Source organism: Oricola indica (assembly GCF_019966595.1).
In the GTDB taxonomy this organism is placed as follows: Bacteria; Pseudomonadota; Alphaproteobacteria; order Rhizobiales; family Rhizobiaceae; genus Oricola; species Oricola indica.
Genome location: NZ_JAINFJ010000001.1, coordinates 533,328 through 549,822, shown reverse-complemented (window position 1 = coordinate 549,822; position 16,495 = coordinate 533,328). Strand labels below are relative to the sequence as shown.

The following is a 16,495-nucleotide window of genomic DNA, read 5'->3' as shown; positions in this document are numbered from 1 at the left end:
ATGGGAGTAACCAGTTAGTTACATACGGATCAGCGCATGTTCATCTCGGAAACCCAGCAACAGGTACGCGACATGGCCCGGCAATTCGCCGAGGACGTGATCAGGCCGATGGCGGAAGAACTCGACCGTGAAGAGCGGTTTCCCGCCGATCTTTACGAGCAAATGGGCGAACTCGGCCTGTTCGGTATCGGCGTTCCGGAAGAGCATGGAGGGCCGGGCTTCGACACCGTGACCTATGCGCTGGTGATGGAAGAATTGTCGCGCGGATATGCATCCGTGGCCGATCAGTGCGGCCTGGTCGAACTGATTTCGACGCTGCTCGTGCGCCACGGAACGGTGGCGCAGCGCGAGCGCTGGCTTGGGCCGGCCATGCGTGCGCAGACCAAGGTCGCCTATTGCATCACCGAGCCGGAAGCAGGCACCGACGTATCGGGAATTCGGACATCCGCGGTGCGCGACGGCGAGGGCTGGGTCCTCAACGGCGGCAAGATCTGGATCCATAACGCGCCGGTTGCCGATGTCGGTTTCGTGCTGGCGCGCACCGACCGCGAGGCGGGTCATCGCGGCTTTTCCATCTTTATCGTCGATCTCAATGCGGACGGCGTGTCGCGCGGACCGAAGGAACACAAGATGGGGCAGCGGGCGAGCCAGGTCGGCGCGCTGACCTTCGACAATGTGCGGCTCGGGCCGGATGCGCTTCTCGGCGAGGAGGGGCGCGGTTTTCACATGATGATGAGCGTGCTCGACAAGGGGCGCGTGGGTATCGCGTCGCTCGCCGTGGGCATCGGACAGGCGGGCCTGGAGGCCGCCGTGGACTACGCGCGCCAGCGCAAGCAGTTCGGCAAGGCCATCTCGGAATTCCAGGGCGTGCAGTGGCTTCTCGCCGACATGGCCAAGGATATCGAGGCGGCGCGGCTGCTGGTTCTCAGCGCGGCGTCGAAGATCGATGCCGGACAGGACGCCACCAAGGCGTGCTCGATCGCCAAGTGTTTCGCGGGCGACATGGCCGTCGCGCGGACCGCCGATGCGGTGCAGGTTTTCGGCGGCAGCGGCTATATTCGCGGTTTCGAGGTCGAAAGACTGTACCGCGACGCCAAGATCACGCAAATCTACGAGGGCACGAACCAGATTCAGCGCATGATCATCGCGCGTGAACTGTTGAAGCACGGAGCCCAGGCATGACGAGCAGCCGACAAGCCGCATTTGTGACCGGATCGAGCCGGGGCATCGGCCTCGCTGCCGCGCGCGCGCTTGCCGAACGGGGCTTTGCCGTCGCGGTCAACGGGCCTTTCGACGACGACGAACTCGCGCGCGCTGCCGACAGCATCGCGGCGCTTGACGTGCCGGTCGCGAAGGTGGCGGGCGACGTCTCCGACCTTTCCGTACACGATGCGATGCTCGACAGCGCGGAAGCTGTCGTCGGGCCGTTGTCGACGCTGGTGAACAATGCCGGCGTCTCGGTCTTGAGCCGGGGCGACCCGCTCGACGTGACCGAGGAAAGCTACGACCGCTGCATGGCGATCAACGCCAAGGCCCAGTTCTTCCTGAGCCAGGCCTTTGCACGCCGCGTGGTTGCGCGAGACCGTTCCGACGGCCGTTTCTACAGCCTGATCAACGTTACCTCGTCCAATGCCAATGCGGTCGCCGAGCCGCGCGCGGAATATTGCGTTTCCAAGGCGGCGGCCGCGATGATCGCCAAGACATTCGCGGTCCGGCTCGGGCGCGAGAATATCTCGGTCTACGACATTCAGCCCGGCCTGATCGAAACCGACATGACGGGACCGGTGATCGAGGATTACAAGCGCCGGGTCGCTGAAGAAGGGATCACGCTTCTGCCGCGTGTCGGCAAACCGGAGGACATGGGCGCGATCATGGCGACGCTTGCCAGCGGCGGACTGCCCTATACGACCGGCCACGTCATTTCGGCCGATGGCGGCATGCTCGTGTCGCGTTTCTGAGGAGGACGTCATGAAAATCATGCTGCCGGACGAAACCGGCGCCACCGTCGAATATGCGATGAGCGGCAAGTCCGTTCCGACCGCGACACTCGGGCCGGACGCCGCACGCACTGTCTTTTCGGCCGCGCATGTCGTCGCGGACCCGTTCACGGCCAACGATCCGTCGGGGCCTGCGACCGTGGACTGGGAGGCGACGATGGCCTTCCGTCGTCATCTCGACTCGCTCGGTCTCGGTATCGCGGAAGCCATGGATACCGCCCAGCGCGGCATGGGGCTCGACTGGCCCGGTGCGCTGGACCTGATCCGCCGCACCAAGGCCGAACTGCCCGACGCGCTCGTCTTCAACGGCTGCGGCACCGATCAACTGGCGGCATCCGATGCACGCGATCTCGACGATGTGCGGCGCGCCTATTTCGAGCAGATCGAGGCGATCCAGGCCGTCGGCGGCCGCCTGATCCTGATGGCCAGCCGGGCGCTGGCGAAAGTCGCGACATCGCCGGAGGACTACATTTCCGTCTATCGCGACGCGCTGGCGCGGTGCGACGAGCCGGTCATCCTGCATTGGCTCGGCGACATGTTCGACCCCGCGCTGAAAGGCTATTGGGGCACCGACCGTTTCGAGAGCGCGCTCGAGACCTGCCTTTCCATCATTTCCGAGAATATCGACAAGGTGGACGGCATCAAGATTTCCCTGCTCGACAAGGACAAGGAAATCCTGATGCGCCGGAGACTGCCGGCCGGCGTCAAGATGTATACGGGCGACGATTTCAACTATCCGGAGTTGATCGAAGGCGACGCGGAGGGCTTCTCGCATGCGCTGCTCGGGATTTTCGACCCGCTCGCGCCGGCTGCCGCCCACGCGATTTCCAGATTGTCCGCTGGCGACGCCGCCGCGTTCCGCGAAACGCTCGATCCGACCGTCCCGCTCGCGCGCCTGATTTTCCGCGCGCCCACGCAATACTACAAGACCGGCGTGGTTTTCCTGGCCTGGCTCAATGGCTTCCAGGACCATTTCGTGATGCTGAACGGAGCGCAGGCGATGCGGCCATTGCCCTATTTCGTGGAGGTGTTCCGGCTGGCCGACCAGTGCGGACTGCTGGCGGACGCGGAACGCGCGGCGGATCGCATGCGCAAGCTGCTCGCCGTCTACGGCGCCTGACCCGGTCCGATGCGGGATTTCTCCAACGATCATTCCATGCTGGCGCTGAACACGGCGACGCTCGGGCACAATGTGGACGGGCAGGGCGCCGGCTGGCCGGTCGAGAAGGTGATCGACGCCTGCGCGGAACGCGGCTTCGGCGGTATCGTGTTCTGGCGCCGAGAGATCGGCGACCGGGCGGTGGAGATCGGTGAGCGCGTGCGCGCCTCCGGCATGCAGGTTGTCGGGCTTTGCCGGACGCCCTTTCTGACCGGCCCCTTGGCGTTGCCGACACGGGCGGCGATCATGGACGATTTCCGCGCGTCCATAGACATGGCGGCGGGGCTGGGCGCTCCGGTACTGACGATCGTCACCGGGGGTGTGGAGCCGGGCACGCGCGGCATGGCGGAAAGCCTGAAGCTGGTCGCCGACCATGTCGCCGAGGCCGCGTCCTATGCGGCCGAACGCAATGTTCGGCTGGCGCTGGAGCCGCTTCATCCGGTCTATGGCGGCGACAGGTCCTGTCTCGTCACGCTGCGCGATGCCGTCGATCTGTGCGACGCGATCGCGCATCCTGCCGTCGGCGTCGCCATCGATGTCTACCATGTGTGGTGGGACACCTCGCTGCCCGACGAATTGCTGCGCGCGGGCAAGAGCCGGATCTTCGGCTATCATCTCTGCGACTGGCTGGCGGAAACGCGTGACGTGCTGCTCGACCGGGGCATGATGGGCGATGGCGTCGCCGACCTGAAGGCGCTGCGGGGTGCGGTCGAGGCGGCCGGTTATGACGGGCTTTGCGAGGTCGAGATCTTCTCCGCGAACAACTGGTGGCTGCGCGATCCCGGCGACGTGCTGGATATGTGCGTGGAGCGTTTCCGCACCGTGTGTTGAGACGGAACGGACGGCGTAACGGTTTCCTCTCCGGGCGCGTCCGTGTATTGGGTCGGGCCGATTGAGCGAACCGATCCAGGAAGACCATCCATGACCACCGTTGTACTGATCCCCGGACTGCTGTCCGACGATATCGTCTGGCAGCCGGTTGCGGACGCCCTGTCGGCCGATTTCGCCATCCATAAAGCCGATCTGCGGCAGGGAACGTCAATCGACGGCATGGCGCGCGATCTGCTTGGTGCGACGGACGGCCCGCTTATCGCCGTCGGCCACTCCATGGGAGGGCGTATCGCCATGGAAATGGCGCATCAGGCGCCGGAGCGGATCGCCGGTCTCGTCCTCGCCAATACAGGACATCACCCCCGGCGCGAGGGCGAGGACGCCAAGCGCCAGGCGATGATCGATCTCGGCCATGAGAGCATGGAGAAACTGGCCGACACATGGCTTCCGCCGATGGTCGATCCCGCCCGCGTTTCGGACGAAACGGTGATGGGGGCATTGCGGGCGATGGTCCTGCGGGCGGATGCGGACATGCATGAACGCCAGATGCGCGCCCTTTTGGGCCGGCCCAACGCCAGCGCCTATCTGGGTGAAATCCGCTGCCCCGTTCTTCTGATCGCCGCGTCGCAGGATGGCTGGAGCCCGATTGCGCAGCATGAGGAAATCGCCGCGGCCGTGCCCGACAGCGAAATCGCCATCATCGAGGATGCGGGGCATTTTGCGCCGGTGGAGCGGCCGGATGAGGTCGTCGCGGCCATCTCGACGTGGATCGCGCGGTTCCGCTGACCGTTGGGAAACCCGTGGTTGCCATCGGCACCGAAATACGTGCTTAATAACGAAAATGTATACATGGGCCGCAAGATCATGAAGCAGGCAGCCAGCAAGACGCATGCGACGCGTACGGTCATCGAGTTGCGCAAGAAGATCCTCGGCGGCGAGCTGCCGGGTGGGACGCGCCTGTACGAAGTGCCCTTGGCCGAGGAGTTGGAAATCTCGCGGACTCCGCTGCGCGATGCGATGTCGCGGCTTGCCGAAGAAGGCCTGCTCGAGCGCGCCCGCAGCGGCGGTTTCGTGGTGCGGCAGTTCTCCTTCGCCGACGTTATCGACGCCATCGAGATACGCGGCGTGCTTGAGGGTACGGCGGCGCGGCTGGCGGCGGAGCGTGGGGTCAAGCCCGAGGCGATGGCCTCGATCCAGGCGGTCGTGAAGGAGCTGGACGGCGTTTTCGGCGCCAATCCGGGTGAGGTCGAGTTCGAGGCCTATTCCGAGCTGAACGCCCGTTTCCATGCGGAGCTGGCGGCGCTTTCGGGCAGCAAGATCGTCGAGAAGGAAGTCGAGCGTGCGGCGCGCCTGCCGTTTGCTTCGCCCTCCGCCTTCCTGCCCGACAAGACCGACATCGCCGCCTTCCGCCGTTCGCTCAACATCGCGCAGGAACAGCATCGCGCCATTGTCCAGGCGATCGCGGCACGCGAAGGCGCGCGCGCCGAAGCGCTCGCGCGCGAGCATGCGCGGATCGCGCGGCGCAATATCGAATATGTCCTGCTGGAAGACCGCAGCCTGATCGAGCGTGTGCCGGGGCTTGCCCTCGTCGTCGCCTGAGGGGTTAGGGTGCGGTCCGCGCCCGCTTGCCGGCAAGCAGCAGGCCGTAGAGCGCGACCCCGATCACGATCATCGCCAGAACCTGGTAGGTTTCCACGGTTCCGCCGAGCACCAGCACTGTTATCAACATCGTGACGGCTGGCGTCGGCACCGTGACGGAACTCGCCACAGAAACGTCGATGTGGCGCATGGCGTGGAACCAAAGGACCAGTTCGAGGTAATAGGCGACGCCAAGCAGCAGCGCGGCGCGCTGGAACGCGAAATCGGTCATGGACGCGACCAGTGTGCCCGGCGCGCCCACAAGCGCGTAGACGGCCAGCATGAACACGCCGGAGATGACCAGCCGCGATACGGTCACCTGGTTCGGCGTGATATCCGTCTCGGCGAGTATCTGCCGCAACAGGATATGCGCGATGCTCCAGAGCAGCGGAATGCAGAGCGCATAGGCCGACCACCAGGAAATGTCGGTGATGCGGAACGTGCCTTCGGTCGTCAGGTAGAAGAGGGCGGCGAGCAGCAGCGCCGTGAAGCCCAATTCGGTGCGTGTCTTTCGTTTTCCCAGGAAGATCGCCTCGATGAGGATGGCGAAGAGAGGGTAGGATTGCAGGGCGATGACCATGCTGACCGGCCCGGCCTGTCTCGCGGCGACCACATACATGTAGGTCGACAAGCCGAAGATCGCGCCGGTCAGAAGGGCGACGGCCGTTGTCCGTCCGCTCAACCGCCCGGTCGGAACGGCCTTTCCGCTGCGGGTCTCTGCGATGAACAGAGGCAAGCCCGCGAGCAGCTGCCAGAAGGTCAGCCAGATCGAGAATGTCAGCCCGTCGGCACCAGCTGGGCGGGAATCCGCCAGGATCGGCATCACCGCGAGGATCGCTAGGCATATGAAGGCGAAGGCGATGCCCTTGCTTGGCGATCGGGACATGGGATTATCGCTGACCGCTGATTGGTGTCGATGGTTGTCCCGCTTCTAGGCGCGAGGCCATGTGGCGGCAACGCAATCATTGTCACGATGACATTTCGCCGTTTCGGTTTCCCGACCCCTGAAGGAGAGACGAATCGGCGCAGGCAAGCGGAATTTGCTTGCAACGACGCGTCGTATCCGGCACAGAATGTATACACGACAGCTTCACAGACGGGAGGAATGCAAATGTCGAATTCGTCACTGGCCGCAGCAATGAAGGAATCCGGCAATCCGGTTCAGATGCTGCGCGACTCCAAAATCGGTATGTATGTATACCCGGTCGTTGCGCCGGAGTTTTCAAACTGGCGCGACGAACAGCGCGCATGGCGCGATTCCGCGGTTCTCTTCGACCAGTCGCACCACATGGACGAGTTAATCGTCGAAGGACCGCAGGCGACCGAGTTTCTTGCCTATCACGGCATCAACTCGTTCTCGAACTTCAACCTGAACCGCGCCAAGCACTATGTGCCCGTGACGCCGGCAGGGCATGTGATCGGCGATCACATCATTTTCCGCGAGCGTGAAGACAAATACATCCTTGTCGGCCGCGCGCCGACGTCGAACTGGCTGATGTTCTCTGCCTCCTGGGGCAAGTGGAACGTTCGTCTGCGGTACGATCCGCGTTCGCCGTCGCGCCCCGAGGGTGAGCGCGTGCTGCGCGAGCATTATCGCTTCCAGATCCAGGGTCCGGACGCGCCGAAGATCTTCGAGAAGATGAACGGCGGACCGATCCCGGAGATCAAGTTCTTCCACGTCGACTGGATCAATATCGGCTCCAAGCGCGTTCAGGCGCTGCGCCACGGCATGTCCGGCGCGCCGGGTCTCGAAGTCTGGGGTCCCTACAAGGACAAGGACTACATTCACTCGACGATTATGCAGGCGGCGAAGGATGCCGGTGTGAATCTCGTTCAGTGCGGCAGCCGCGCCTATTCGACCAACACGCTGGAGTCCGGCTGGATTCCGTCTCCGCTGCCGGGCATCTATACCGGCGACGGCATGGTGGCCGACTATCGCGAATGGCTGGGCGCTGACATGTACGAGGCAGCGGGCGCTATCGGTGGTTCGTTCGTTTCGGACAACATCGAAGACTACTACGTCAACCCGTTCGAACTGGGCTACGACTTCTACATCGGCTGGAAGAAAGACGACTTCATCGGCAAGGACGCCCTGGTGAAGATGAAAGGCTCTGCCTCCAACCGCAAGAAGGTCACCTTCGAGTGGAACAAGGAGGACGTGCTGAAGGTCATCGCGTCGGCCTTCGAGCAGGGTACGCCCTACAAGTGGATCGACTTCCCGCAGCCCAACTACGCCTCCTCCTCGGCCGACATGGTCATGCAGGGCGACAAAATGGTCGGCATGTCGATGTTCAACGGTTACTCGTTCAACGAGCGCTGCCTGCTGTCGCTGGGCGTGGTGGATCAGTCCGTCGAAGTTGGCGATGTCCTGACCATGAAATGGGGCGAACCGGAAACGACCGGCAAGACCTCGACCGAAGAACACCAGCAGACCGAGATCCGTGTTCGCGTGTCGCCGACGCCTTATGCTGCCGAAGCCCGCGAAAACTATGCGGACAGCTGGCGCACCAAGCAGTCCTGACGGCCTCGGAACAGAAATTTGCCCGGCTTCAGGCCGGGACGGGAAAGGCGGCGCTTCGGCGCCGCCTTTTTTCGTCGGTCGCGGGCTATTGCCAAGGCTATGTATACAAAAATTCTCGCATTATGAGAAAAACTGCGCTATATGGCTCTTTATAAGAGCTTCTGCATGGCGCGAAGCTCTGTGTGTACACATTCGCTGATTTGTGTGGAGGAGACACGGCCATGCTCAACATCCTGAATCGTGGAAAGTCAGAGAAGGCGGCGTCGGCTTATCCGCTTGGGAATTTTCTCGACGGCTTTTCCATCGAGGTGATGCCGCGCACGGCCGCCAAGGTTTCCGATTTCAAGGCGCTGCTGCCGGCTGGCACGCGGGTCTACATCGCGCATATCGAGGGCACGCCGATCGAGGATATGGTCGATACGGCGAAGAGGCTTGCAGGCGACGGCTTTGCCGTCATGCCGCATTTTCCCGCACGCATCATCCAGGATCGGGCGACGCTTGAGGACTGGATCGCACGCTATCGCGGCGAGGCTGGCGTCGAGCAGGCGCTGCTGCTCGCCGGCGGCGTGGAAAAGCCCTATGGCGCGTTCGACAGTTCCATCGGGCTGATCGAGACCGGTCTGTTCGACACGCATGGTTTCAAGCGTTTGCATGTCGCGGGACATCCGGAAGGCAACCGGGATATCGATCCGGACGGCTCGACCCGTGAGGTCGATGCGGCTTTGCGCTGGAAGCAGGCATGGTCCGAAAAGACCGATGCCGAGATGGCGATCGTCACGCAGTTCGCTTTTGACGCCCGTCCGGTCATTGCATGGGCAGAGCGGCTTCGCGACGAGGGCATCACCCTGCCGATCCATGTCGGGATCGCCGGACCCGCAAAGCTGCAGACCCTGCTGAAATATGCGGTCGCCTGCGGCGTCGGACCGTCGCTCAAGGTGTTGCAGAAACGGGCGATGGATGTCTCGAAGCTGTTGCTTCCCTACGAGCCGACAGAGGTCGTGTCCGATCTTGCCGCCTATGCCGCTGACCATCCCGACAGCCTGATCGCCAAGGCGCATTTCTTCCCGCTCGGCGGCATCAACGCCAATGCGACATGGATCGCCGGGAACGCCGGCTGATCGGGCAGGCGGCGCGACGACGGCACTTCGCGGGCTCTACGCCTGACAACCGTCGTTGCGGCGGGCTTTTCGATTTGCGATAGGTCGGCGTGAACCGAAAGGCGGTCCCGCGCCATGATCGACAAGCTTGAATTCTTCCTGGCGCTCGCGCGCGAGCAGCATTTCGGCAAGGCGGCCCAAGCCTGCAATGTCAGTCAGCCGACGCTGTCGGCTTCCATCAAGCAGCTGGAGGACCAGCTTGGCGTCAAGCTCGTGCAGCGCGGATCGCGCTACCAGGGGCTGACGCCGGAAGGCGAGCGTGTGCGTGACTGGGCCCGGCGGATCGTCGGCGACGCGCGCGCCATGCGCATGGAAATCCGCGCCGCGCGGCACGGGCTGCTCGGGCGCGTTCGCATCGCGGCGATCCCGACGGCTTTGCCGATGGTGCGCGAGCTGACGGCGGCGTTTCATGCGCTGCATCCCAGCGTCACCTTCATGGTGTTGTCGCGAACTTCGGCCGAAATCCTCGAACTGATCGACAATCTCGAAGTCGATGTCGGCATCACCTATCTCGCCAACGAGCCACTGGGTCGCGTTTCGGTCGTCCCCCTTTACGAAGAACGCTACATGTTCGTGACCGCCGTTCCCGAACTCTTCGCGGATCGGCCGACGGTGACGTGGAGCGAGGTCAGCCAAACGCCGCTCTGCCTGCTGACGCCCGACATGCAGAATCGCCGCATCATCAATCATTATTTCGAGGAAGTCGGCGTCGAGGCGAAGCCTGTGCTCGAGTCCGATTCCATGATCGCGCTTGTCTCGCATGTGCTCGGTGGCGTGTGGTCCTCGATCCTGCCGGCCAAAGTGGCGGCGATCTTCAACGAGGCGGGAACGATCCGGGCGATACCGCTGTCCGAGCCCGATGCGATCCAGATGATTGGCGCGGTCGCAGACGAGCGCGAGCCGCGCACGCCGGTCATCGAAGCGCTGCTGAAATGCGCCTCGACGGTCGCCGGTCGATTGAAGGACGCTTAATAGAAAACTCCTATCAAGCGACGGAAATCCATTATTGATCCCGAATGGGGATTTCTGCCATTCTGGCGTCCAGCGGCCACTATCGGAGGAACGACATGGTATCGAACCTGTCGCCCGACTTCAGCGGCGATCGCGTTGCGGCGATCGTCGACGAACTTGTTGATCTCGAAGGACCTTTGCTTCCGATCCTGCATGCGGTGCAGGAGGAGTTCGGGTGCGTCCCGCAGGACGCATTGCCGGTCATCGCGAAGAAGCTCAATCTTAGCCGTGCCGAGGTGCATGGCGTGATGAGCTTCTATCACGATTTCCGGGAGCAGCCTGCCGGCCGCCACACGGTGAAAATCTGCCGGGCGGAAGCCTGCCAATCGATGGGCGGTGACCGCATCGCGGAACACGCGAAGGGCCGCTTCAAGGTGGATTTCGGACAGACCGCGCCGGACGGCTCGGTGACGCTCGAAGCCGTCTACTGCCTCGGTCTGTGCGCCTGCGCGCCGGCGGCGATGGTTGACGGCAAGGTTGTCGGCCGGGTCGACGAAGCGCGCATCGACGCTATCTCCTCCGAGGTGAGATCATGACGGTCACGGTCTACATACCCGGCGATTCCGGCGCATTGGCGCTCGGCGCGGACGACGTCGCACAAGCCCTTGCGGATGAAGCCACCAAACGCGGCGCCGAAATCGCCATCGTGCGCAACGGGTCGCGCGGGCTTTATTGGCTTGAGCCGATGGTCGAGGTCGCGACCGACGCGGGACGCATGGCCTACGGACCGGTCGCGGCGGGTGACGTCGCATCGCTGTTCGACGCGGATTTCCTTTCCGGCGACGATCATGCCCTTTCGCTCGGCGATCCGGGCGAGATTCCGTTCCTGAAAAACCAGACGCGCCTGACCTTCGCGCGGTGCGGCATCGTCGATCCGCTTTCGCTGGAAGACTATGAAGCGCATGGCGGGCTGACGGGCCTGCACAAGGCCGTCGCCATGACCGCCTCCGACATCGTGCAGACGGTCACCGACTCCGGCCTGCGCGGACGTGGCGGGGCAGGGTTCCCGACCGGCATCAAGTGGAAGACCGTGCTCGATGCAGCCGGTCCTCAGAAATACATCGTCTGCAATGCCGACGAGGGCGACAGCGGGACCTTCGCCGACCGGATGATCATGGAGGGCGATCCTTTCGTGTTGATCGAGGGCATGGCGATTGCCGGCCTCGCGACGGCGGCGACCAAGGGCTACATCTATCTGCGCTCGGAATATCCGGATGCGATCCGCATCATGAATTCCGCGATCGGGATCGCCCGCGAAAAGGGCGTGCTCGGTGTGTCGGTACTCGGTTCCGGCAAGGCGTTCGATATCGAGGTGCGGGTCGGTGCGGGCGCTTATGTCTGCGGCGAGGAGACCTCGCTTCTCAATTCGCTGGAAGGCAAGCGCGGCGTGGTGCGCGCCAAGCCACCGCTGCCCGCCCATGAAGGGTTCATGGCGCGACCGACAGTCGTCAACAATGTCATTTCGCTCGCTTCTGTGCCGGTCATTCTCGACAAGGGCGCGGAATATTATCGCGATTTCGGCATGGGTCGGTCGCGCGGCACGATCCCGATCCAGATCGCCGGCAATGTGAAGCATGGCGGGCTCTACGAAACGGCCTTCGGCCTGACGCTTGGCGAAATCGTCGACGTGATCGGCGGCGGCACGGCGACCGGTCGTCCGGTCAAGGCGGTGCAGGTGGGCGGACCGCTCGGCGCTTATTTTCCGCGCGAGATGTTCGACACGCCGTTCGACTACGAGGCGTTCGCGGGAAAGGACGGGCTAATCGGCCATGCCGGCATCACCGTCTTCGACGACACCGCCGACATGATGAAACAGGCGCGTTTCGCCTTCGAGTTCTGCGCCATCGAGAGCTGCGGCAAGTGCACGCCATGCCGCATCGGCGCGGTGCGCGGGGCGGAGACCGTCGAAAAGATCATGCAGGGCATCGAGCCGGAGAAGAACATCGCGCTGGTCGAGGACCTCTGCAACACGATGAAGTTCGGGTCGCTCTGCGCGCTCGGCGGCTTCACGCCCTATCCGGTGATGAGCGCGCTGACGCATTTCCCGGACGATTTCCGCAAGAACCCTTTCCTGCAAGCCGCGGAGTGAGACCATGCGCCTGATCCAAGAGACCGATTTCGGCACACCCGCTTCCCGAACCGAAAAAACCGTCACGCTGACGGTCGACGGTTTCGAGGTGACGGTGCCCGAAGGCACCTCCGTCATGCGCGCCTCGATGGAGGCGGGTATCCAGATCCCGAAACTCTGCGCCACCGACATGGTCGATGCGTTCGGCTCGTGCCGCATGTGTCTTGTCGAGATCGAGGGACGGCGCGGCACGCCTTCGTCCTGCACGACGCCGGTTGCCGACGGCATGGTCGTCCATACCCAGACCGAGCAGTTGAAGGGCCTGCGGCGCGGCGTGATGGAGCTCTATATCTCAGATCACCCGCTCGACTGCCTGACCTGTGCCGCCAATGGCGACTGTGAATTGCAGGACATGGCCGGCGCGGTCGGCCTGCGCGACGTGCGCTACGGCTATGAGGGCGATAATCACGTTCAGACCCGCAATGGCGACCAGCCCAACATGCGCTGGATGCCGAAGGACGAGTCGAACCCGTATTTCACCTATGATCCGTCGAAATGCATCGTCTGCTCGCGCTGCGTGCGCGCCTGCGAGGAAGTGCAGGGCACCTTTGCTCTGACCATCGAGGGCAGGGGCTTCGACAGCCGTGTGTCGCCGGGGATGCATGAGGATTTCCTGTCGTCGGAATGCGTCTCCTGCGGCGCTTGTGTGCAGGCCTGCCCGACCGCGACGCTGACCGAGAAGTCCGTCATCGAGATCGGCCAGCCGGAGCATTCGGTCGTCACGACCTGCGCATATTGCGGCGTCGGCTGCTCGTTCAAGGCGGAAATGCGCGGCGAGGAACTGGTGCGCATGGTGCCCTACAAGGACGGAAAGGCGAACCGTGGCCACAGCTGCGTCAAGGGCCGTTTCGCCTGGGGCTACGCCAATCACAAGGACCGCATCCTCAACCCGATGATCCGCGAGACCATCGACGAGCCGTGGCGCGAGGTGTCCTGGGAAGAAGCATTGAGCTTTACGGCCAACAAGCTGAAAAGCCTGCAAAAAGACTACGGAAAGAATTCCATCGGCGTGATCACCTCGTCGCGCTGCACGAACGAGGAGACCTTTCTCGTCCAGAAGCTGACGCGTGCGGTCTTCGGCAACAACAACACCGACACCTGCGCCCGCGTCTGCCATTCGCCGACCGGCTACGGCCTCGGCCAGGCTTTCGGAACCTCGGCCGGCACGCAGGACTTCGACTCGGTCGAGCATACCGATGTCGTCATCGTCGTCGGCGCGAACCCGACGGACGGCCATCCGGTCTTCGGCAGCCGTCTGAAGAAGCGCCTGCGCGAGGGCGCGAAGCTGATCGTCATCGACCCGCGCCGTATCGACCTCGTGCGCACGCCGCATGTCGCGGCATCGCATCACCTGCCGCTTAAGCCCGGCACGAATGTCGCTGTCATGACCGCTCTGTCGCATGTGATCGTCACCGAAGGGCTGATGGACGAGGCGTTTATCCGCGAGCGCTGCGACTGGGACGAGTTCCAGGACTATGCCGAATTCGTCTCCGACGAGAAGCACTCGCCGGAAGCGACCGAAGCCTATACCGGCGTTCCGGCCGGGGAACTGCGCGCCGCAGCGCGGCTGTTCGCAACCGGCGGCAATGGCGCGATCTATTACGGCCTGGGCGTGACCGAGCACAGCCAGGGCTCGACCACGGTGATGGCGATCGCCAATCTCGCCATGCTCACCGGCAATATCGGCCGGCCGGGCGTCGGCGTGAACCCGTTGCGCGGCCAGAACAACGTGCAGGGCTCCTGCGACATGGGTTCCTTCCCGCACGAACTGCCAGGCTATCGCCATGTGAAGCTGCCGGAAGTCCGCGAAATCTTCGAGAGCCTGTGGGGCGTGGAGATCGACCCGGAGCCGGGCCTGCGCATTCCGAACATGCTCGACGCGGCCGTCGATGGCACGTTCAAGGGCATCTACATCCAGGGCGAGGACATTCTCCAGTCCGATCCGGACACACACCATGTCGCCGCCGGCCTCGCAGCGATGGAATGCGTGATCGTTCACGACCTCTTCCTCAACGAGACCGCCAACTACGCGCATGTCTTCCTGCCGGGATCGACCTTCCTGGAGAAGGACGGCACGTTCACCAATGCGGAGCGGCGCATCAACCGCGTCCGCAAGGTGATGAGCCCGAAGAACGGCTATGCCGACTGGGAGGTCACGCAGCTTCTCGCAAACGCGATGGGCGCGAACTGGACCTACACCCATCCGAGCCAGGTGATGGAAGAGATCGCGGCGACGACGCCGAGCTTCGCCAACGTCACCTACGACTTGCTGGAGGAAAAGGGCTCGGTGCAGTGGCCCTGCAACGACGCCAACCCCGAAGGCTCGCCGGTCATGCATGTCGACGGCTTCGTGCGCGGCAAGGGCAAGTTCATCGTCACCGAATATGTGGCGACGGACGAACGCACCGGCCCGCGTTTCCCGTTGTTGCTGACCACGGGCCGCATCCTGTCGCAATACAATGTCGGCGCGCAGACGCGGCGCACGCCGAACAGCGTCTGGCATGACGAGGACCGGCTCGAAATCCACCCGCATGACGCCGAACAGCGCGGCATCCGCGACGGCGACTATGTGCGGCTCGCCAGCCGGGCGGGGGAGACCTCGCTTCGCGCGCTGATCACCGATCGCGTCGCGCCGGGTGTCGTCTACACGACGTTCCACCATCCGGGCACGCAGGCCAACGTCATCACAACCGACTATTCGGATTGGGCGACCAATTGCCCGGAATACAAGGTGACTGCTGTGCAGGTGACGCCTTCCAATGGGCCAACGGAGTGGCAGGTCGAATACGAGGAGCAGGCAAAGCAGGCGCGGCGCATCGTCCATGCGGAGCCGGCCGAGTAGGCGATGCCGATTCGTTCCCTGCGATCCTTCGAACGGCAATTCCGGCGCGCGGGGCGCGCCGGGTCCGGCCCGCGCATGCTGGCGGAGGAAACGCCGGTGGCACTCAGTTACAATGGCGTGACGCAAGCCGTGATGATGGCGACCCCATCGGACCTTGAAGATTTCGCTGTCGGCTTTTCTCTCAACGAGGAGATCGTCGCGACGCCCGCCGATATCGAGACGATCGAGGCCGTTGAATCCGATGACGGCATAGACCTGCAGATCCGCGTGACCGAGGAAATCGGTGAACGCCTGGCGAAACGCCGACGCGCAATGGCGGGTCCCGTCGGATGCGGGCTGTGCGGGGTCGAAAGCATCGAGGAAGCGGTAAAGCCGCGCGGCGTCGTCACGAGCGACTTCACGCTCGCCGCAGCCGATATTGCCGGCGCGATGGCGGCATTGACGAAGGTCCAGGCCATGAACGCCGAGACCGGCGCGGTCCATGCGGCCGGTTTCTGGAGCCCGCGGACCGGTCTTGCGGTCGCACGCGAGGATGTCGGGCGGCACAATGCGTTGGACAAGCTGGCCGGCGCTCTGGCGCGCAACGGTATCGATGGCGGGCAGGGCGCGGTGCTTCTGACCAGCCGCGTCTCTGTGGAGATGATCCAGAAAACCGTCGCGATCGGGTCACCGATCGTGCTCGCGATATCCGCGCCGACGGCGCTCGCTGTGCGTACGGCCGAGCAATCGAATGTCACGCTCGTCGCCATTGTGCGCGGCGAGGACCACGAGATCTTCACGCATCCGTCGCGTATCACCAACGGAGAAATCGCCGATGTCGCCTGACAAGCTCGTCCGCATGGCCAACCAGATCGCCACCTTCTTCCGGTCGAAGCCGCATGACGAAGGCGTGGCGGGCGTCGCAGACCATATCAACAACTTTTGGGAACCGCGCATGCGCGCGCAATTGTTCGACCTTTATGCCCAGGGCGGCGAGGGACTCGACGCGCTGGTGATCGAGGCCAGGGACAAGATCCGGCCGGTCACGCAAAGCGCCTGACCAAGGCTGATGCGTCGGATTGACGCATATCAATACGTGCTTTCCATCCCCGCGATAGCATCCGCCGTGAGTCACCCGGCGGAGGCAATTGTTTCCGTCGAGGCTTGAAGTATTTCCGATAACGGTGTGAACTGTGCCCAGTACCGCACCATCGATCCAGCCATTTTCAGCG

At 63.6% G+C, this 16,495-nt stretch carries 15 protein-coding genes; 14 read left to right on the top strand and 1 reads right to left on the bottom strand.

Features of this window, described 5'->3' with window-relative positions; translation table 11 throughout:
* Positions 1 to 36 precede the first annotated feature (36 nt).
* The 6 genes from LC343_RS02595 to LC343_RS02570 all read left to right on the top strand — a co-directional run bounded on the left by LC343_RS02595 (position 37) and on the right by LC343_RS02570 (position 5,586).
* Positions 37 to 1,182, top strand: coding sequence for an acyl-CoA dehydrogenase family protein (locus LC343_RS02595; protein WP_223475530.1), 1,146 nt, complete (start codon positions 37 to 39; stop codon positions 1,180 to 1,182).
* Positions 1,179 to 1,958, top strand: a complete 780-nt coding sequence (locus LC343_RS02590; RefSeq protein ID WP_223475529.1) for a 3-ketoacyl-ACP reductase — start codon at positions 1,179 to 1,181, stop codon at positions 1,956 to 1,958. Before LC343_RS02595 ends, LC343_RS02590 begins: the two co-directional genes overlap by 4 nt.
* A gap of 10 nt (positions 1,959 to 1,968) precedes the next feature.
* Complete coding sequence (locus LC343_RS02585; protein WP_223475528.1) at positions 1,969 to 3,117, top strand: dihydrodipicolinate synthase family protein; 1,149 nt, start codon at positions 1,969 to 1,971, stop codon at positions 3,115 to 3,117.
* A gap of 9 nt (positions 3,118 to 3,126) precedes the next feature.
* Complete coding sequence (locus LC343_RS02580; protein ID WP_223475527.1) at positions 3,127 to 3,987, top strand: sugar phosphate isomerase/epimerase family protein; 861 nt, start codon at positions 3,127 to 3,129, stop codon at positions 3,985 to 3,987.
* A gap of 90 nt (positions 3,988 to 4,077) precedes the next feature.
* Positions 4,078 to 4,773, top strand: coding sequence for an alpha/beta fold hydrolase (locus LC343_RS02575; protein ID WP_223475526.1), 696 nt, complete (start codon positions 4,078 to 4,080; stop codon positions 4,771 to 4,773).
* 63 nt (positions 4,774 to 4,836) lie between these two features.
* Positions 4,837 to 5,586 carry a GntR family transcriptional regulator gene (locus tag LC343_RS02570; RefSeq protein ID WP_223475525.1) on the top strand — a complete coding sequence of 250 codons (750 nt, stop codon included), beginning with the start codon at positions 4,837 to 4,839 and terminating at the stop codon, positions 5,584 to 5,586.
* Between the two features lie 4 nt (positions 5,587 to 5,590).
* On the opposite strand, the gene LC343_RS02565 is transcribed toward LC343_RS02570, so the two are convergent.
* Positions 5,591 to 6,511: a DMT family transporter gene (locus LC343_RS02565; RefSeq protein ID WP_223475524.1), complete on the bottom strand. Its 921-nt coding sequence runs from the start codon at positions 6,509 to 6,511 to the stop codon at positions 5,591 to 5,593.
* Between the two features lie 225 nt (positions 6,512 to 6,736).
* Here LC343_RS02565 and ligM point away from each other — a divergent pair, with 225 nt between their 5' ends.
* The 8 genes from ligM to LC343_RS02525 all read left to right on the top strand — a co-directional run bounded on the left by ligM (position 6,737) and on the right by LC343_RS02525 (position 16,323).
* Entirely contained in the window at positions 6,737 to 8,146 is a 1,410-nt protein-coding gene (gene ligM / locus LC343_RS02560) for a vanillate/3-O-methylgallate O-demethylase (RefSeq protein WP_223475523.1), read from the top strand.
* A 221-nt stretch (positions 8,147 to 8,367) separates the two neighbouring features.
* Entirely contained in the window at positions 8,368 to 9,264 is an 897-nt protein-coding gene (locus tag LC343_RS02555; RefSeq protein WP_223475522.1) for a methylenetetrahydrofolate reductase, read from the top strand.
* Positions 9,265 to 9,378: 114 nt separating this feature from the next.
* Positions 9,379 to 10,275 (top strand): LysR family transcriptional regulator, encoded by an 897-nt coding sequence (locus LC343_RS02550; RefSeq protein WP_223475521.1) that lies wholly within the window; start codon positions 9,379 to 9,381, stop codon positions 10,273 to 10,275.
* A gap of 95 nt (positions 10,276 to 10,370) precedes the next feature.
* Complete coding sequence (locus LC343_RS02545; protein ID WP_223475520.1) at positions 10,371 to 10,850, top strand: formate dehydrogenase subunit gamma; 480 nt, start codon at positions 10,371 to 10,373, stop codon at positions 10,848 to 10,850.
* Positions 10,847 to 12,403: a formate dehydrogenase beta subunit gene (locus LC343_RS02540; RefSeq protein WP_223475519.1), complete on the top strand. Its 1,557-nt coding sequence runs from the start codon at positions 10,847 to 10,849 to the stop codon at positions 12,401 to 12,403. Before LC343_RS02545 ends, LC343_RS02540 begins: the two co-directional genes overlap by 4 nt.
* Positions 12,404 to 12,407: 4 nt before the next feature.
* Complete coding sequence (fdhF, locus tag LC343_RS02535; protein ID WP_223475518.1) at positions 12,408 to 15,284, top strand: formate dehydrogenase subunit alpha; 2,877 nt, start codon at positions 12,408 to 12,410, stop codon at positions 15,282 to 15,284.
* Positions 15,285 to 15,287: 3 nt separating this feature from the next.
* Positions 15,288 to 16,109 (top strand): formate dehydrogenase accessory sulfurtransferase FdhD, encoded by an 822-nt coding sequence (fdhD, locus tag LC343_RS02530; RefSeq protein WP_223475517.1) that lies wholly within the window; start codon positions 15,288 to 15,290, stop codon positions 16,107 to 16,109.
* The gene (locus LC343_RS02525) at positions 16,099 to 16,323 is read left to right on the top strand and encodes a formate dehydrogenase subunit delta (RefSeq protein ID WP_223475516.1); all 225 of its coding nucleotides are present in this window, start codon (positions 16,099 to 16,101) and stop codon (positions 16,321 to 16,323) included. The genes fdhD and LC343_RS02525 overlap by 11 nt, the downstream gene beginning before the upstream one ends.
* The last annotated feature ends 172 nt before the right edge of the window (positions 16,324 to 16,495 follow it).